Here is an 18,166-nt window from a genome sequence, read left to right on the forward strand (position 1 = left end):
AACGGTTATGACCACGATGCGTTCCCGACGATCGGCCCACGACGCGGGAACTGTATATTCGGGCATGACCGCACCGTCAGGAGAAACCATCACCATGCTCGCCACCGATTCCGTCATCCGACATCATGCAAGCCCTGTACCATTCGCACCCATCGCACAGGCCATACCGCCCAACGTGTTCGCCGTCATGGACGGCAAGGTCGCCCAGGCCGTCGCCGCGGGAGCCGACGTCATCGACCTCGCCAAAGGCAATCCCGACGCCTATCCCGCAGCATTCATCCGTGACGTCGCCAAACAGGCCGTGGACGATCCGGCCAACGCGAGATACACCCCGTTCGACGGCAAGCCCACATTCCTCGACGCCGCCGCCGACTGGTACCGCAGCGTGCACGGCGTCGTCCTCGACCGGCGCACACAGCTCTTCGCCGTCGAAGGCGCCGTAGACGGGCTCGCCGGACTGTACGCGGTGCTTATCGACCGGGGCGACGCCGTCGCATTCGTCGACCCCTACTATCCCTCCTACCACTGCATGGCCGTCATGCACGGTGCCGACGAGATACTGCTGCCCGCGCTCGCCGACCGCCGATTCCTGCCAGACCTCGACGCCGTGCCGGCGGAGACATGGGACAGGGTGAAGATGCTGGTGCTCAACTATCCCAACAACCCCACCGGCGCACAGGCTCCATCGACGTTCCTGCGCCGTGCCGTCGAACTGGCGCATGAACATCGCTTCGCCATCGTGCACGACTATGCGTATGCCGGCCTCGGCGTCGACGGACCGGACGCCCAGCAGCACAGCATCCTTGAGGTTCCGGGCGCGTTCGACGTGGCGGTGGAGGTGTGCTCGCTATCGAAGATGTATGCCATGGCCGGATGGCGCGCCGGCTTCGTGGCGGGCAACGAGGCGATCATCCAGCGGCTCAAGCTCTACCACTATCAGATGGGATCCATGATCACCGGCAGCATCCAGGACGCCGGCGTTGCCGCATTGCGCTCCGACCAGTCATGCGTCGCGGAACTCGCGCGACGGTATGCGACACGCCGCCGCATCGTGGCCGAAGGGCTGCGTCAGACCGGCCTCGACGTGTTCGACTCCGCCGGCGGCATCTACGTGTGGGCGCGCGTGCCGGACGGCTGGACGGGGGAGGGACTCGCCGACCATCTGCTCGACCACGCCGCCGTGGCCGTGCTCCCCGGCACCTGTTTCGGTCATGTCGGCGGCGGACACGTGCGTCTCAGCCTGCTCAAATCCGAGCCGGAGCTCGCCGAAGCCGTCCGTCGCATACGAAACGCACTGCGTAAAATGTGAAATCCGCGGTTTCCTCGTGCAAATCGTCGAAATCAGGGCCGTTCTGCGACAAGTTGGACGGGTAAAGACGGGATATCGACGATTCGGGTATGGAAAAGGGCGGGAAACAGGCCGGATAACCGGTTGTTTCCCGCCCTGGCACCAAGGCATCGGACGATGCTTTGGGCGGCGTCAGGCGGTGAAGTACTCGACGCCGGCCTCGAAGATCGGCTGGTACTTGTCGCCCGGCACGTTCACGTACAGACCGTTGCCGCTGCGCTCCGAATGGCCCATCTTGCCGAACACGCGTCCGTCGGGGCTGGTGATGCCCTCGATGGCGAGCAGCGAGCCGTTCGGGTTGATGCTGAGGTCCATGCCCGGCACACCGTCCTCGCCGACGTACTGCGTGGCGATCTGGCCGTTGGCCTTCAGCTGCGCAAGCACGTCGTCGTTGGCGACGAAACGTCCTTCGCCATGCGAGATGGCGACCGTGTGCACGTCGCCCACGGAGGTCTTCGCCAGCCACGGGGAGAGGTTCGAGGCCACGCGGGTGCGGACCAGACGGCTCTGGTGGCGGCCGATGGTGTTGAAGGTCAGCGTCGGGCATTCGGCGGTCATCGGCACGATGTCGCCGAACGGCACCAGACCCAGCTTGATGAGCGCCTGGAAGCCGTTGCAGATGCCCAGCATCAGACCATCACGGTTCTGCAGCAGGTCGCACACCGCCTCGGTGACGACGGGGGCGCGGAAGAACGCGGTGATGAACTTGGCGGAACCGTCCGGCTCGTCGCCGCCGGAGAAGCCGCCCGGAATCATCACGATCTGGCTGCGGCGGATCTCGTCGACCAACGCCTGCGTGGACTCGGCCACGGCCTCGGGCGTGAGGTTGTTGACGATCAGCGTGGTGGCGTCGGCCCCGGCGCGCTCGAACGCGGCGGCCGTGTCGTACTCGCAGTTGTTGCCCGGGAACACCGGGATGACCACATGCGGCTTCGCCACCGCGGCGCCCGTGTACACGGTCTTCTTCGGAGCCTCGAAGCTCACCGTCTCGACGGCGTCGCCCTTGCCGCGGTAGGGGAACACATCCTCGATGCCATGCTCCCAGGCCTCCTGTACGTCGGCCAGGTCGAGCGTCTCGCCGCAGGCCGCGAACTCGTAGGCCTCGGTGGTCTCGCCGATCCTGCCCATGCACACCAGATTGGAGACCGCGGGAAGCTTGCCCTTGTCGGCCAGCTCCACGATGAAGCTGCCGTAGGCCGGGGCGAACAGGTCGTCGAGGGCGATGGCGTCGTCCAGCCTCACGCCGATGCGGTTGCCCAGCGTGTCCTTGAACAGCGTCTCGGCCGTGCAGCCATAGCCCGGAGTGGACACGGCGGCCACCTGACCGTCGTCGATGAGGTCCTCGATGACGGACAGCACCTCGATGAGGCTCTCCGGCTCCGGGGTGAGGCCGTCGGCCTTGTAGCGCGGAGCGATGCGGACCACGTCGTGGCCGGCCTCCTTGAACTCCGGGGATGTGGCGCGGTCCATCGGGCCCACGGCCACGGCGAAGCTCACCAGCGTGGGCGGCACGTCGAGGTCCTCGAAGCTGCCGGACATGGAGTCCTTGCCGCCGATGGCGCCGACGCCGAGGTCGACCTGAGCCATGAGCGCACCCAGCACGGCAGCGAGCGGCTTGCCCCAGCGCTTCGGATCCTCACGCAGCTTCTCGAAGTACTCCTGGAAGGTAAGGTAGGCATCCTCGCGGCGGAAGCCGGCGGCGACCAGCTTGGAGAGGGATTCGACCACCGACAGGTAGGCGCCGGTGAACTGGTTGGCCGACATGATGTACGGGTTGAAGCCCCACGCCATCGCGGAGGCGGTGGTGGTCGCGCCGAACACAGGGAACTTGGCGACCATGGCCTGGGCCGGGGTCAGCTGCTCCCTGCCTCCGAACGGCATGAGCACGGTGGCCGCGCCGATGGTGGAGTCGAAGCGTTCCGACAGTCCCTTGTTGGAGGCCACGTTGATGTCGGTGACCAGATCGTTCATGCGCTCGGCCAGCGTGGAACCCTTCCACGGCGTCTCGTACGTGCCGCCCTTCTCCACATGGGCGTCCATGAACTTCGGGGCGCCGTTGGAGTTGAGGAACGCGCGGCTCAGATTCACGATGACGTCGCCGTTCCACGTCATGACCATGCGCGGATCCTCGGTGACGGTGGCGATGACCGTGGCCTCAAGATTCTCCTCGCGGGCATAGCCGAGGAACTCGTCCACGTCGTCGGCGGCCACGTCCACGGCCATGCGCTCCTGGGATTCGGAGATGGCGAGCTCGGTGCCGTCGAGACCCTCGTACTTCTTGGTGACCTTGTCGAGGTCGATGGTCAGGCCGTCGGCGATCTCGCCGGTGGCCACGGACACGCCGCCCGCGCCGAAATCGTTGCAGCGCTTGATCAGACGGCAGGCGTCGCCGCGGCGGAACAGGCGCTGCAGCTTGCGTTCTATCGGGGCGTTGCCCTTCTGCACCTCGGCGCCGCACTCCTCAAGGGAATCCACGTCAAGCTGCTTGGAGGAGCCGGTGGCGCCGCCGATGCCGTCACGGCCTGTGCGTCCGCCCAGCAGGATGATCTTGTCGCCGGGGGCGGGGGTCTCACGGCGCACATGGTCGGCGGGGGTGGCGCCCACGACGGCGCCGATCTCCATGCGCTTGGCCACATAGCCCGGATGGTACAGCTCATCGACCTGGCCGGTGGCCAGACCGATCTGGTTGCCGTAGGAGCTGTAGCCGGCGGCCGCGGTGGTGACGAGCTTGCGCTGCGGCAGCTTGCCCTCAAGCGTCTGCGAGACCGGCACGGTCGGATCGGCTGCACCGGTGACGCGCATCGCCTGATACACGTAGGAGCGGCCCGACAGGGGGTCGCGGATGCAGCCGCCGATGCAGGTGGCCGCGCCGCCGAACGGCTCGATCTCGGTGGGGTGGTTGTGCGTCTCGTTCTTGAACAGGAACAGCCAGTCCTCGTCCTCGCCGTTCACGTCGACCTTCACCTTCACGGTGCAGGCGTTGATCTCCTCGGATTCGTCGAGGTTCTTCAGCACGCCGTGGGCCTTGAGGTACTTGGCGCCGATGGTGCCCACATCCATCAGGCACACGGGCTTGGAGTCGCGGCCAAGCTCGTGGCGGATGGCGAGATACCTGTCGAACGCGGCCTTGACCACGTCGTCGTCGATCTCGACGTTCGTCAGCTGCGTGCCGAACGTGGTGTGGCGGCAGTGGTCCGACCAGTACGTGTCGATCACCTTGATCTCGGTGATCGTCGGATTGCGCCTCTCCTCGGCGAAGTACTCCTGGCACACCTTGATGTCGGCGAGGTCCATGGCGAGCCCACGGTCGGCGATGAACTTGGACAGGCCGGCCTCGTCCAGATCGAGGAATCCGTCGATGACCTCCACCTTGCCCGGCACGGCGACGTCCATCTTCAGGGTGTCTCGGGTGGCGAGCGAAGCCTCGCGGGCCTCCACTGGGTTGATGACGTAATGCTTGATGGCGGCCACTTCGGCGTCGGACAGCGCACCCTCCAGCACGTACACCTTGGCGCTGCGCACGTCCGGGCGCTCGCCCTGGCTGATCAGCTGGATGCATTCGCTGGCCGAATCCGCCCGCTGGTCGAACTGGCCGGGCAGGAACTCCACGGCGAACACGACGGCGTCACCGGTGTCGGGCAGCTCGTCGGTGGCCACGTCGGTCTGCGGCTCGCTGAACACGGTGGGCACGCAACGGCGGAACAGGTCCTCGCCGATGCCCTCCACGTCGTAGCGGTTGATGATGCGCAGCCCCGTCAGTCCCTCGACGCCGAGGATGGTGCGCAGCTCGTTGTCCAGCTGACGCGCCTCCACGTCGAAGCCGGGCTTCTTCTCAACATAGATGCGAAAAACCACGTGCAGTTTTCCTTTCTCAACTCGTGCGGATCCCCTCCCGGAGGGGAGCTGTCGCCATAGGCGACTGAGGGGAGGATGCCATGATGCGGCAACACCTCCCCTCACCCAGCTGACGCTGACAGCCCCTCCCGGAGGGGAGCCATATAAACGACTTACTTGACTTCGATGCCTTCGGACTTGGCCAGCTCGGCCAGGCGGGATTCGATCTCCTCGTAGGCGGGGATGATCGAGCCGAGTCCGCGGCGGAACAGATCCTTGTCGAGATGCTCGACCTTGCCGCTGTGGTCCTTCTGATCCCACAGGCGGCAGGAATCCGGGGTGATCTCGTCGGCCAGCAGCAGCGTGCCGTCGTCGGTGCGGCCCATCTCGATCTTGAAGTCCACGAGCTTGACGTCGATCTTCGCGAAGATCTCGATCAGGGCCTCGTTGATGCGGCGGGCCAGCGGCGCGATCTCGGCGAGATCCTCACGTGTGCACACGCCGAGTGCCACCAGGTCGTCGTCGTTGACGAACGGGTCGTGCAGGTCGTCGTTCTTGAGGAAGTATTCGAGCACCGGCTCCTTGAGCGGCAGGCCCTCCTCGACGCCGAGGCGCGAGCAGAAGTGGCCGGCGGCGGTGTTGCGCAGCACGATCTCCAGCGGGAACATGTTCACCTTGCGCACAAGCTGGGCGGTGTCGTTCACGCGTTCGATGAGATGGCTGTCGATGCCGCGATTCCTCAGCAGGTCGAAGATGATGGTGGTGATGAGGTTGTTGAGACGCCCCTTGCCGGTGAAGTCCTCCTTCTTCTCGCCATCGCCGGCCGTGGCCGTGTTCTTGTACTCGACCCAGAAGACCTCCGGATCGTCGGTTGCGTACAGCTGCTTGGCCTTGCCCTCGTAGAGCTTTTCCAGTTTCTCCATCATTACCTTTCTCACGACGTGATCTCACAGCGTTATCGGAGTGGAAATTCGGGGTGAATAATCGAGCCTAGGATATCAAGCGCCGACTACAAAACACGATGCGTCCGGGCGATGGGGAACGTCCGGACGCATCATCATGAAAGAAGCCGGGTCCGAGACCGGCGACAGGCCTCGGCGAAGTGGTTCAGCCGAGCTCCGAAACCGTTGCCGTGAGCCGTTCGGCGACGTCCGCGGCCTTCCTCCGGGCCTCCGCCTCCGTGGGGGCGGACGCCAATGCCACGGCCATGCGGCGGTGGCCGTCCACGCCCGGCTTGCCGAAGACGCGCACGTCCGTGTCGGGCAGCGACAGCGCGTCGGCCAGATGACGGAACGTCACCGCGCCCCTGCCGGACACGACGATCGCGTGGCTGGCGCAGACCATGGACGGGTCGCGCAACGCGACCGACCGTTCGGACACCGGCACGCCGAGCACGGCGCGCGCATGGAGGGCGAACTCGCTGAGATTCTGGGAGATCATCGTGACCATGCCCGTGTCGTGCGGGCGGGGGGAGACCTCGTTGAACAGCACGCGGCCGTCCTTGAGCACGAACAGCTCCACGCCATACACGCCCCAGCCGGTCTCGCCGTTGGCATGGGCGAGGTCCACCAGTCCGGAGACGATGGCCGTGGCGATGTCGGCGGCCTGACGGCGGACGTCGTCGTCGATGGCCGCACGCTGCCACGATTCGCGGTAGTCGCCGTCCTCCTGACGCTGGCCGATCGGCTCGCACGTGACGATCCCGGACGACGAACTCACCGTCAGCACCGTCAATTCGTAATCCATGGGAACGAACGCCTCGACGACCACGCGGCTGACCACATGCTCCTTGGCCGTGCGCCCCTCGGTCTGCGCGATGTCCCAGGCCCGGGCCACGTCGTCGGCCGACCTCAGCACGGACTGGCCATGGCCGGACGAGCTCATCACCGGCTTGACCACGCAGGGGAAGCCCACGGCGGCCGCACCCTCGGCGAGCTCCGACTCTGATCCGGCGAAACGATACGGCGACGTGGGCAGGCCAAGCGTCTCCGCGGCCAGACGGCGCAACCGCTCACGGTCCATGCATATCTGTGCGATCCGGCAGCCCGGCACCACCTGGACGCCCGCGTCGACGGCCTTCGACAGCTCCTCCGTGGCGATGGCCTCCACCTCGGGGATGATGATGTCGGGCCTCACCTCGGCGATCAGCGCGTCCAGCTCTCCGGGCTGGGCCATGTCGAGCACGCGGTACTCGTTCGCCACATGCTGCGCCGGGGCGCCCTCGTAGGAGTCCGCGGCGCAGACCCACACGCCCAGACGCATGAGCTCGATGGCGATCTCCTTGCCCAGCTCGCCGGAGCCGAGCAGCAGCGCGCACGTGCGGGACGCGTTTCGAAGGTCGCCGAGCGGGCGGTCCGGCACGACGGTGGGGTCGTAGGTATTGACTGCGGGATTATCAGACTTGCTCATGCCATTCATTGTGGCATCAACGCTACCCGTCGCGACCGTGACGGCGGGAACGGCCCACGCGCGTCGGTGTCCGTATGGCGGGCGGATGCGCGGCGGGAGACCGCACGGCCACGAATGCGACACGCCGATATGACAGGTGTGAAAAATCGTGTATAGTATTCACCTGTTGCGCTCATTCAGTTCGCTGAATGGCAGACATGGTGGCTATAGCTCAGTTGGTAGAGCATCTGATTGTGGTTCAGAAGGTCGCGTGTTCGAGCCACGTTAGCCACCCCGAAGTCAAGGGTCTCCCGAAAGGGAGGCCCTTTTTCGTTATGTCGTCATGTTCGTTATGTCGTCATGTTCCGAAAGGAATTTGGTCAATCCGGTCATAAGGACCCTCAATCCAAGGTCTTCATGACCGGATCTGCCAAATTCGGGATTTTCGAGACCGGATCGGCCAAAGAAAGACGGGTGATTTGGTCAATCCGGTCACGGAATCGGCCGTCGGTCCGGTCCGACCCGGCCTGTCTACCATCCGATGCGGGGCACCGCGTAGACGACCGACGCGAACACCATCAGACTCGTCGCGCATTCCACCAGACCGGTCACCATCGGCCCGACCGTCCGGTTGCGGGCCAGCAGCGGCAGGACGACCGACCGGGCCAGCAGCGTCGCACCGCCCGCTCCCAACGTCGGCTGCGCCGCGAACCCGAGACACGTCAGCACGATATTCCAGATGACCGAGGCGCGAAGATACGACCGTTTGCCGCGCTCCCGGATCATGGTCTTCACGAACAGCACGGAACCGAACTGCGTGAACGCGAAGATCGCCGCCGCATAGCATCCCTCGCGGAAGAGGGGCACATGCATGCCGAACACGTCGAAGCCGGCCACCGCGCCGCCAGCCGCGGGATGCTCTCCGAACAGCGGCATCACCGTGGCCATGGTGGCCGTGGCGAGCACCGCCGCCGCGTTCGCCCACAACGAGCGTTCGCGCCGCTGCCACGACGCCATCAGCGACACGGCGAGCAGCACGGCGAACACCGGCGCCCACGCCAGCACCTCGGGATGCAGCAGCACGAACGGCACGCCGGCCACGGCGGTCAGCGCGCCATAGACGAGCACCGGCCTGCGGTAGCGTTTGCGGAACTTTGATTTGACCCAGCGGGCGGTCGAAAACTGCAGGAAATAGCACAGCATCCAGGCGGCGAGCAACCACAGTTGCGTCGGCGTCGCGCCGCTGAGCGTCATGCCGGCCATGGCAGGCAGCAGCACCATGGCCCATGCGCCGTGCTGGTCGGGGATCCACCGCCGCAGGGCGCGGCTCATGATCGGCGGGGTCGATGGCATGGAACGTCCGTTCGGTGAATACTGGGTGTATTGGGTCATAACGGACCATCGTACGGCACGTCGCTCGCGCCGCGCGTCACAAGCGTATGGGAACATGGGGGTGTTGGAATGGATCGCCCGGACATCCACGCGGATGTGGAGCCTCCCGGGGATCATGAAATGAAGGGAAGGGAAATGCCATGGCATTCATCGGTTTCGGAACGACGTTCCTGTTCTTGATACTGGTCATCGTCGTCGTGCTGCTGTTCTTGAGTTTGTACATCGTGCCGCAGCAGAACGCATACGTGATCGAGCGTCTGGGCAAGTTCCACGCGGTCACCGTGGCCGGTCTGCACATGAAGATACCGTTCATCGACCGCATCGCGCAGAAGATGAACCTGAGGGTCAGCCAGCTGGACGTGAAGCTTGAGACGAAGACGCTCGACAACGTGTTCGTCACCGTGGTGGCGTCCACCCAGTTCCGCGTTGACGCGCGGCATGTGGACGTGGCCTACTACGAGCTGCAGAACCCGGCCGCGCAGCTGCGCAGCTACATGGAGGACGCCCTGCGTTCCGCCATCCCGGCCCTTACGCTCGACGACGCGTTCGCCCGAAAGGACAACGTGGCCCTCGACGTGCAGCAGACCGTCGGCAACGAGATGCAGCGGTTCGGATTCAACGTGGTCAAGACCCTGATCACCGCCATCGACCCCTCGGCGCAGGTCAAGCAGGCCATGGACTCCATCAACGCCGCCCAGCGCGAGAAGGAGGCCACCCGCCAGCGTGCCGAGGCGCAGCGCATCGCCATCGAGACGCAGGCGCAGGCCGACGCCGAGAAGACCAGGCTGCAGGGCGAGGGCCAGGCGAACTACCGCCGCGAGATCGCCAACGGCATCGTCGACCAGATCAAGAGCCTGCACGCCGTGGGCATGGACATCAGCGAGGTCAACCAGGTCGTCATGTTCAACCAGTACCTCGACGTCATGCGTTCGATGAGCGAGTCGAAGAACGCCAAGACGGTCGTGCTGCCCGCCTCCACGCCGGCAGGGTTCAAGAACATGTACGACGAGGTGACCAACGCGCTGCTGACCGGACAGGCCGTCGGGGAGCCCGGCGTCCCCATGCCGGGGTCTGAATCGCGCCCGAACCGTGGATGAAATCCGCATGCGAAACGTTTGACGTGTTTTTTGCCTGATACTGTAGAAAACCGTGCAAATAGGGAATCGTCATATTCGGCTCGGTGTGCTCGACATCGGGTCCAACACCGTCCACATGCTGATCGTAGACGCCGCTCCGGGCGCGCGCCCGGAGCCGGAGGCGTCGAGTCGTTCCGTCGTCCGCATGATGCAGTACCTCAAGGAGGACGGCACCATAAGGAAGTCGGGCGTCAAGGCCATCCTCGCCGCCGTGGACCAGGCGATGAAGCTCGCCGAACAGTACGAGGTCTCGCAGGTCGTGCCCATCGCCACGTCCGCGTTGCGCGACGCGCCCAACGGCCCCAAGATCCTCGTGCAGATCGAGCAGCGCATCGGACAGGGCGTGTCCGTGCTGTCGGGCCCGGACGAGGCCCGTCTCACCTTCCTCGCCGCGCGTCGTTGGTACGGCTGGGGCGCCGGCCGCCTGCTCGTGCTCGACATCGGCGGCGGCTCGCTGGAGGTCGCGTCCGGCGTGGACGAGGAGCCGGACAAGGCCATGAGCGTGCCGGCGGGTGCCGGGCGCGTCACCCACTCCTACCTGCCGGAGGGCACGGCCGACTCCAAGCAGCTCGCCCACCTGCGTAAGAAGGTCGACCATATCATCGAGCCCATCGTCAAGGAGTTCGCCGATTCCAAGCGTCCCGACCATGTGGTCGCCACGTCGAAGACCTTCCGTTCGCTGGCACGTCTCGCCGGATCCAAGGTCAAGACCATCGGCTCCGATGAGAGCTGGCGTATGAACCGCGCCCAGCTGGAGGACTGGATTCCGCGTCTGGCGTCCATCGAACCCGCCCAGAGGGTCGCGTTGCCGGGCATCACGCCGGAACGCACCAACCAGATCGTCGGCGGTGCCGTCGTGGCCGACGAGATCATGAAGGCCCTGAAGATCGACGAGATCGAGATCTGCCCGTGGGCGTTGCGAGAGGGTGCCATCCTGCGCTGGCTCGACCAGTTCGGCCGCACACGCTTCGGATTCTGAACGATTCCGAACGATTTTGCAAACGGGGAACGGTACGGTATACTGAATCGCTGTTGCCCGGGTAGCTCAGGGGATAGAGCACCGCTCTCCTAAAGCGGGTGTCGTGCGTTCGAATCGCATCTCGGGCACATATGGCCTTGAAACGCAAACGTTTCAAGGCCTAGTTACTTTTTAGAGCTATCGATCCGGGGACAATGGGGGACGATGAAGGATTCAGCTCCTCCATCTCGGAGGGATTATTCTCTGCCCGACATTAACCCAAATCCCCCGCTTTTAAATTGATGCTTTCGGTTCTTTTCGGAAACTTTCGGGTAGATGCCGAAAGCATCGGTAGAAGAAAATGTTGAAATTTCAACGATTCCATGCCGTTTTCAATAATTTCAATACTTTCGGTAGATACTGGGGTATTCCGAAAAACTAGCCCAACTCCTGACGCCGGTCTTTCTCCAGCGCGTCCGATACCTCGTCTAGCCGATCAGGCCACAATCCGGCATATTGGTTCAATGTTATGGATACATCGACGTGGCCCAATGCTGCAGCAAGAGTGACGACGTCGCAACCAGCCTTGATGCTCAATGATGCAAACGTATGTCGAAGTGAATGCGGGCGAAGGCCCTCGATGTCTCCCAAGCCGGCCGATTCAACGGCCTTGTAAAAGACCCGCCATCTCCAGTTGTCCTCGCTGATTCCTCCATCTCCACGCCTTGGCCGAAATAGATAATCGTCGATGGAGCGCCCCTCCATGAGTTCTTCCAGCTCCTCCATGAGGAAGTGCTGAATGACCACCTGTCTGGATTTTCGGCCCTTGGTGGGGCCTTCTTTCCGCCCATCCTTGGACAGGGTCTTGTTGATCGTCACACGACGTGTTTCCGTGTTGATATCTCCCACCCGTAAGGCCCAGGTCTCTCCCGGTCTGGTGCCCACGTAGGCCATGAATCGTATGGCCGTGGCGCTGACGATGTCCTTGCGGTCCCTCTCATATTTTCCCAGAGCCGGCAATTCCTTAGCAGCCTGAGCCAGTGCTTCGACCTCTGTGTGGGTCAGAAAGACCTTGTTGCGTTCCTCTCGCTCCGGATCCTTGCGCGAGACATGGATATCCCGCATGGGGTCATGCTGTATCCAGCCTCTTTTCAGGGAATACCGGATAACGCCGCCGAAAACGGAATTAACTATCTGGCAGAGATAGGCGGGCCGGGGAATTGCGGGCTTCTTATGGGCGTGCTCCTTGAAATGGAACGGAGCCTTTCCCTCTTTCAGTTGGTTGACCCATTCGTTGATGGCGCTTTCGTCGATTTTCGTCAGGGGCGTCGCGCCCCATTTCGGCAGGACGTATGCGCGGAGAGTATCATCGTATTGCTTGGCTGTTGAATCGCCTAGATTGTGCTGGCTGCTGCGCCATTCCGTAGATGCCTCGGCAAAGGTCCTCCTGGCATCGTCTTGGTTAATGTATTTGCCGCTGAGCTGTTCGTCGCTGATTGCCGTCTGGTATAGTTCGGCATCCTTCTTTTTGGTGAAGCTCCGCGATCTTACCCGGCGTCTGCCGTAGGCGTCTGTCTCGAACCATTTGATTTGCCAGCGTTTTCCCCTGCCAAAGTCGGCGGTCTTGTATTCGTCCGGAACATTGGCTTTGGACGAATCCTTGGAGTTCGCTAGGGCGCGTGTCACGGCCGCGGGAGGTGCGGCGTGGATAACGGTCCCGTCGGGCATCGTCATCGTCTTCTTTTTGAGCCAGCGGTCAACAATCCAAGCTTTCGCCATTGTGGCGGCTCCTTTCGATTATCGCAGCCAGTGGAGCGCGTTGTCTTTGTGGTGAGAGGTCAAGCGTTCTTATTGGGGGAATTGCCCAGAATGAGGTCGATGTCGTCCTCCGTGAGGAACTTCTCTAGACTTTCAGTCAATGCTTTTTTTATTTCCGGCTGTTCGGCGAGAACCTGCAAGCCGTGATTCTCTCTTGTTCGTTTGAGGACGCGACGTATGAGGGTGATGTAGGACTCGGGGCTGAATGTTGCGAGGATGGTTTGGCTTGCCTCCCGTTGGGATTCCGAGAGATGGGAGTAGGTGCAGAAATAATTGATGAGCGCGTCGAAATAGCATTCGGCCCACTTCTCAATATCTTTCCGGGGTGTTACTGCGGCGGAAAGAGCCTGGTCTTTACTGAACTGATAGCCGTCGGGGGAGTAATCCATGAGTAGTTTGTCTATCTCGCCCTCCCAAGGCAGGTTCAGAGCCTTGAGGATATCCCGTGCCTCGAATAGTTTGAGGGTCCTTTCCCCGGTCTCAAGGGCCCAAATGGTTGCTTGGGACCAGTTGTACCCATAGTCTTCCATGGCGCGGGCGAGCTCGCTTTGGGTCATTCCTGCGGCAATTCGGAGTTTTTGCAACTCCTTGCCGGTGTACTCGTTATCCACTGTTGCTGCCATGTCATCGAATATACCAATAGCCAATTCAGCTCGCCTTTCTTTGTCCTGCACAAGGTTGATGATAATGAAAAATCGTATTAAAATCCATTAATACTAAATAATCAATTATTTTGTGGGAGCTGTTATGAGCGTTAATCGGAGAGAAGGTCAAGACAATTCCGTCGAATGGCTGAAGGACCTTCCTGAAATTTCGACCCCGGGCGACTTGGCAAGGGTGAGCGGGATTTCGTTGGGTACGCTCGCCTACTGGAGGCACAGTGGAACGGGTCCTCGATATATGAAGCTAGGAAGGTTAATCAGATATCGGAAGAATGACGTAGTGGTGTTCTTTGAGTCTTCTTTAAGGACTTCCACTGCCGAGACGGCCTGAAAGACATACTCTTGCCGATAAAAATGGGGCGGCCCCGCCGATACGGTTCCGCCCTGCCCGTTGCCGGGAACAGCCACTCCAATTCTACTCTAGGAATAGGCATCGGGTTTTACTATTCCAGTAGGCGGAACCATGACGCGTGTTCAAAATGTATCCGATGAATCCCTGGGATGGGACTGTCTATCCACCGCTATTACGGGCAGTCAATTGGCGAATAGGGAGTTTTCCCCGCCTGAAGAGTTCATTCCGGGAATCATTCCTACAGGGTTGGTGATGCTGGTGGGCAAATCCAAGATAGGAAAATCATGGCTTGCCCTGCACCTGGCCTCGGCCGCCGCGTCTGGATCGCCCGTGTTAGGTGGGATCCCCGTGGAATCGCGGCCTGTACTCTATCTGGCTATGGAGGACAGCCTGCGGCGGCTGCAAAGCAGACAGCGGCGTATGGGCGGACCATGTTCCGACCTGTTGTATCTGATGTGCGATCTACCTAACAATCCCGAGGACCCCGACAGAAAGATTTCGCCATTGAGCGTGGTGGAGTCGTTCATCGAGAAATTTGATGGCCGGTCTCCCGTTGTCATCATTGACACCTGGGGAAAGGTATTGCCCCATTATCCTCCCCGTCGTAAAGAAGGGGCCTTCGAGCGAGACTACCGACTCATGGGAATGATTCAGGACATGTCGAGGAGACGTCCTGATGCCACCATCATCGTTCTTCACCATGCTCGCAAGGCAGCGGTAGATGATTTTGTGGACGCCGTCAACGGTACGACCGGGCTGGCAGCGGCTGCGGACGCCATTGTGGTGTTGGACCGCAATCGAAAAAGCACTGAGGGGCGTCTCAGCATTACAGGTCGTGACATCCGAGGAGCGGAATACAGCGTACGGTTCGATGAGGATGCAGGGTTGTGGTCATTGTATGGTGACTCCCGTTCCGAGGCGGAGAAAAACGCGCGCGAATCGCATATTCGGGAAGCTCTGTCGGATACGAAGTACCGAGTGATTGACTTGGTGAATCAACACCCGGAGGGAATCGGACCAAAGCAGGTGGGTGAAACGTTGGGCATAGATAACAAGATGGCGTCGGAATATCTGCGTGACGGTGTGAGGAAAGAACTCATTCGAAAGATTTCCCGGGGTTTTTATGGGCCCGTGGAATAGCTTTCGATGTCGGTGTGGAAGGGCTTTGTGCCTCCCCACACCGAACCGGCTATGGTTCCTGAACTAGCTTTGCGTAATTCCTGAAGAGAATGCGAAGGCGTTCGTCGTCGTTCTTGCATGGTCTGTCCGCACCGAAAGCGACGTCCACAATGCGGTCGAGGGCCTTGTGAGCATTAATGATGTCGGGATGCATCATGAGTGGACTATACAGTTTGGCAAGGCTTTCACCGGGGTGATTGGCCCGGGCTTTGAGAATGTCCTGCCCAGCTTTTGCGATTCTGCTTCGTGTTTCTTCGGGTATTGCGGGCAGGGGAATATTGTTCCATACGACGGTATTAGAGAATTGGCAGTCGCTTTTTAACCGGCCGCCAACGGCTTTTTGCCACGTGATGAACATTTTGGATTCTGCGATTGCGAAGGCGAACCCGTCTGGATCAGCCCCAGTGTGGAGTTTTTGCCCTGCTATTACGCACTTAGGCAGTATCGTACAGGTCGCGTAGTCGCGTTGGCTACTGAAGACGACGGGGATGGCCAGATAGTCTTCTGATGGTTGGTGAATCTCTCCAAACAGTTGTGGCGTGGCGGCGCATTCCACTGTTTTCCGGCGTTTTGTCGCAAGACGCATGGCCTTGACTGCTTCGACTCGTTTACGCAGAAAAGGCGATTGCAGGATGTCGGAGGATGGAGCATCCACAAGCCATAGGCACCATCTTTCTTTGTCATTAATAAGTTCTCTCCCATTACGGTATTTTCGTACGTATTTGGCGGCTATGGGATCACTGATGGCTTCATCGTATGCTTCACGGGTATCGATGGTGAGATTTCCGCCATCCAGGGACAGTGATCCAAAGGAGACCCGGGGGAGCATCGGCGAGAGCGGTCCGAGTTTCTGGCTGCGTTTCTGCACGTAGATGTCGGGGGCGTCGAGCAGGTATCCGTTGATGTGCTGTGGGTATGTGGTCTTAGGGTCCCCGTTGATGTCGTCGTAGGTGAACAGGACGGGTGGGGTATCGTCGTCGTTCCGGTCCATGCCGATGATGACGACATGCACGTTAGCGTTGTCGGTCGATTGCGCGTCCCATGCGAAGGTGCGATGTGCGAACGCGATACGCCACCCGTCCGCGATGATTGGCTTGAACAGTGCCGGGACCGGCTGCCCCTGGGTGATGGAGTTCGTGGATACCAGAGCGAACGCGGACGTCGGCTTGGTCAGGTATTGCGAGGCCTTGCGGTACCAGCCGGTCGCATAGTCGAGGTAGCCGTCATAGTCCCTGCCCCATACGGTCCTGAGATCGTTCGTCTGTTCGGGGGATTTGCTGATGTGTCCGAGGAACGGCGGGTTGCCCATGACGTAGTCGCATCGTTCTCCGGGCAGAACGGTGTTCCAGTCGGTTTGGAGGGCGTTGGCCTGGACAATGTTGCCGGAGTCGTGCAGGGGAAGCCGGTCGGGCGCGTAGCCGGCGATCTTAAGGGTGTCGGCAAGGGCCTGCTGTTCGGCTATCCACAATGCGGTGCGTGCCACGGCGCAGGCGAAGTCGTTGATTTCTATGCCGTGGAACTGGTCGATGTGGACCTTGACCAGCTCGTCGTCGCTCAGGAGCGTGCCCTGGCCGCCGAGCTCGGCTTCGAGAGCCTTGTTCTCCAGTTCCCTTAGCCGCAGGTAGGATTCGGTCAGGAAGTTGCCCGACCCGCACGCGGGATCGAGGAAGTTGAGATTGCCGAGCCGCTCGCGGAACCGGTGGAACGGGTCGGTCTCGTCAAGACGCTTGCCGCGTTTGCGGAACTTGGTGTAGTCAGCGTTGTACCGTGCTTTGCGCTCCTTGCGCTCCTGTTCGATACGTGCTTTCTCCTGCCGCATCAGGTCGTCGAGCTCTTCGTTGAGCCGGTCGAGGAACAACGGGTCGATGACGCGGTGGATGTTCCTCACTGTGGTGTAGTGCATGCCGCCCTGCCTCCGCTGGTCGTGGCTCAGTGTCTCCTCCATGAGCGAACCGAACACGACGGGACTGACGCTGCTCCAGTCGAAGCCTCGTGCGGCTGCTATGAGCTGCTCGCGAGTCTCGTCGGTGAACCGTGGCAGACGGATGGACTCGGCGAACAGGCCGCCGTCCACATAGGGGAACTGGGCGAACTCGGATTCCAGATCGGGATCGCGTTGTTCCTTCGGCGTCTCCAGCGTAACGAGCAGGGTCTTCAGGTCACGGCGCAGGTGCCGGGTGTCGGTCTGTTCGAGCCATCGGCTGAACATATCCACGCCGGAGAACAGGCCCGCGTCCTCCGCGTACATGAGGAACACGAGACGGACGGTGAGGATCGCAAGGTCGTGCCGCATCTCCGGGGAGTCCGTACCTCCCTCATATCCCTGGCATAGGGCGTTGTGCAGGTCGGCGACCAGCAGGCCGGCCTTGCGGCTGACCTGCTCCTGCAGGTAGATGCGGCTGTTCTCCCGGCTGAAGATCTGTGTGAGCACGTCCGTGTGTCTTATCAGGTCGGCAAGAGGGAACTCGATGAACGGCTTCGAGGCGACGGCGTCCTCGTCGAGGTCATAGAAGCGGAATACGCGGAAGTTGCTGGTGCACAGGAACCGGGGCTTCTGCGAGGCCGGCAGATCGTTCGCGTATCGTAGCGCCTGTTCGAGGGGAGTGACGTTCTCGGAGCGACGCGGCTCCTTCCTGTCGAGGCTGACGTCACGGCTCTTCTGCTCGACAAGGAGCCGGGCGTCAGGACAAAACACGTCGATGAAACCGCCGTTGACCGGATGCTCGAACTCCAGACGGTCCCGCGCCTCTGCCGGCGACCACCCGAACACCGTGGACAGTAGCTCGCGCCAGAAGGATTGTGCCTCCTGCTTCTCATGTCCTCTGCCCTCTTGAGACCAGTTCTCCACGAATCCGGCAAGCTGCTTCTCCACTAATGAATCCATGACTCATCATCATTCCACGAAAAGTGGCAGCTCAGTAGTTTTGTATGAAAAAACGGAGAGCTTTATGCATCTGACGACACGAAAACGATTGAGAAAACTCCTTTATCTAGTTAAAGTTAGATTTTAACTACATTATCTAATGTGCTCTGCCTACCGGTGGTAGGTGGGTGGTGTCGTGGCTGGTTTCGGTCGGGTGGTGGTGTGTCGTGGCGTAT

Annotated in this window: 12 protein-coding genes and 2 tRNA genes; 7 read left to right on the plus strand and 7 right to left on the minus strand. The window is 61.5% G+C overall.

Features of this window, described 5'->3' with window-relative positions; translation table 11 throughout:
- Positions 1–94: 94 nt before the first annotated feature.
- Positions 95–1,309, plus strand: a complete 1,215-nt coding sequence (locus DF200_RS06470) for a pyridoxal phosphate-dependent aminotransferase (protein ID WP_109137479.1) — start codon at positions 95–97, stop codon at positions 1,307–1,309.
- Between the two features lie 171 nt (positions 1,310–1,480).
- On the opposite strand, the gene DF200_RS06475 is transcribed toward DF200_RS06470, so the two are convergent.
- From DF200_RS06475 to purT, 3 genes are all read right to left on the minus strand, one after another.
- Positions 1,481–5,203, minus strand: a complete 3,723-nt coding sequence (locus DF200_RS06475; RefSeq protein ID WP_109137464.1) for a phosphoribosylformylglycinamidine synthase — start codon at positions 5,201–5,203, stop codon at positions 1,481–1,483.
- 152 nt (positions 5,204–5,355) lie between these two features.
- Positions 5,356–6,105: a phosphoribosylaminoimidazolesuccinocarboxamide synthase gene (purC, locus tag DF200_RS06480; RefSeq protein WP_109137465.1), complete on the minus strand. Its 750-nt coding sequence runs from the start codon at positions 6,103–6,105 to the stop codon at positions 5,356–5,358.
- A gap of 184 nt (positions 6,106–6,289) precedes the next feature.
- Positions 6,290–7,591 carry a formate-dependent phosphoribosylglycinamide formyltransferase gene (gene purT, locus DF200_RS06485; protein WP_109137466.1) on the minus strand — a complete coding sequence of 434 codons (1,302 nt, stop codon included), beginning with the start codon at positions 7,589–7,591 and terminating at the stop codon, positions 6,290–6,292.
- A 200-nt stretch (positions 7,592–7,791) separates the two neighbouring features.
- Here purT and DF200_RS06490 point away from each other — a divergent pair.
- Positions 7,792–7,864 (plus strand) — tRNA-His (locus DF200_RS06490).
- Between the two features lie 237 nt (positions 7,865–8,101).
- On the opposite strand, the gene DF200_RS06495 is transcribed toward DF200_RS06490, so the two are convergent.
- Entirely contained in the window at positions 8,102–8,962 is an 861-nt protein-coding gene (locus tag DF200_RS06495) for a YwiC-like family protein (protein WP_241520168.1), read from the minus strand.
- A gap of 140 nt (positions 8,963–9,102) precedes the next feature.
- Here DF200_RS06495 and DF200_RS06500 point away from each other — a divergent pair, with 140 nt between their 5' ends.
- The 3 genes from DF200_RS06500 (at position 9,103) to DF200_RS06510 (ending at position 11,205) form a co-directional block, all read left to right on the plus strand.
- Positions 9,103–10,059 carry an SPFH domain-containing protein gene (locus DF200_RS06500; RefSeq protein ID WP_109137467.1) on the plus strand — a complete coding sequence of 319 codons (957 nt, stop codon included), beginning with the start codon at positions 9,103–9,105 and terminating at the stop codon, positions 10,057–10,059.
- A 52-nt stretch (positions 10,060–10,111) separates the two neighbouring features.
- A complete protein-coding gene (locus DF200_RS06505) occupies positions 10,112–11,077 on the plus strand; it encodes a Ppx/GppA phosphatase family protein (protein WP_439098320.1) in 966 nt (321 codons plus the stop codon).
- Positions 11,078–11,132: 55 nt separating this feature from the next.
- A tRNA-Arg gene (locus tag DF200_RS06510) sits at positions 11,133–11,205 on the plus strand.
- Between the two features lie 289 nt (positions 11,206–11,494).
- On the opposite strand, the gene DF200_RS06515 is transcribed toward DF200_RS06510, so the two are convergent.
- Positions 11,495–12,835 (minus strand): tyrosine-type recombinase/integrase, encoded by a 1,341-nt coding sequence (locus DF200_RS06515; protein WP_109137468.1) that lies wholly within the window; start codon positions 12,833–12,835, stop codon positions 11,495–11,497.
- A 59-nt stretch (positions 12,836–12,894) separates the two neighbouring features.
- Complete coding sequence (locus DF200_RS06520; protein ID WP_109137469.1) at positions 12,895–13,548, minus strand: helix-turn-helix domain-containing protein; 654 nt, start codon at positions 13,546–13,548, stop codon at positions 12,895–12,897.
- A gap of 73 nt (positions 13,549–13,621) precedes the next feature.
- Here DF200_RS06520 and DF200_RS11320 point away from each other — a divergent pair, with 73 nt between their 5' ends.
- Both DF200_RS11320 and DF200_RS06530 read left to right on the plus strand, forming a co-directional pair.
- Positions 13,622–13,867, plus strand: coding sequence for a helix-turn-helix domain-containing protein (locus DF200_RS11320; RefSeq protein WP_369126286.1), 246 nt, complete (start codon positions 13,622–13,624; stop codon positions 13,865–13,867).
- Between the two features lie 132 nt (positions 13,868–13,999).
- Positions 14,000–15,028 (plus strand): AAA family ATPase, encoded by a 1,029-nt coding sequence (locus DF200_RS06530; RefSeq protein ID WP_109137470.1) that lies wholly within the window; start codon positions 14,000–14,002, stop codon positions 15,026–15,028.
- 49 nt (positions 15,029–15,077) lie between these two features.
- On the opposite strand, the gene DF200_RS06535 is transcribed toward DF200_RS06530, so the two are convergent.
- Positions 15,078–17,951, minus strand: coding sequence for a DNA methyltransferase (locus DF200_RS06535; RefSeq protein ID WP_109137471.1), 2,874 nt, complete (start codon positions 17,949–17,951; stop codon positions 15,078–15,080).
- Positions 17,952–18,166 lie beyond the last annotated feature (215 nt).

Origin of the sequence: Bifidobacterium catulorum (assembly GCF_003129925.1) — a bacterium.
Taxonomy (GTDB): Bacteria; Actinomycetota; Actinomycetes; order Actinomycetales; family Bifidobacteriaceae; genus Galliscardovia; species Galliscardovia catulorum.

Coding starts and splice junctions, on each gene's coding strand:
- DF200_RS06470 (WP_109137479.1), top strand. CDS start 95: ATGCTCGCCACCGATTCCGTCATCCGACATCATGCAAGCCCTGTACCA.
- purC (WP_109137465.1), bottom strand. CDS start 6,105: ATGGAGAAACTGGAAAAGCTCTACGAGGGCAAGGCCAAGCAGCTGTAC.
- purT (WP_109137466.1), bottom strand. CDS start 7,591: ATGAGCAAGTCTGATAATCCCGCAGTCAATACCTACGACCCCACCGTC.
- DF200_RS06495 (WP_241520168.1), bottom strand. CDS start 8,962: ATGACCCAATACACCCAGTATTCACCGAACGGACGTTCCATGCCATCG.
- DF200_RS06500 (WP_109137467.1), top strand. CDS start 9,103: ATGGCATTCATCGGTTTCGGAACGACGTTCCTGTTCTTGATACTGGTC.
- DF200_RS06515 (WP_109137468.1), bottom strand. CDS start 12,835: ATGGCGAAAGCTTGGATTGTTGACCGCTGGCTCAAAAAGAAGACGATG.
- DF200_RS11320 (WP_369126286.1), top strand. CDS start 13,622: ATGAGCGTTAATCGGAGAGAAGGTCAAGACAATTCCGTCGAATGGCTG.
- DF200_RS06530 (WP_109137470.1), top strand. CDS start 14,000: ATGACGCGTGTTCAAAATGTATCCGATGAATCCCTGGGATGGGACTGT.
- DF200_RS06535 (WP_109137471.1), bottom strand. CDS start 17,951: ATGGATTCATTAGTGGAGAAGCAGCTTGCCGGATTCGTGGAGAACTGG.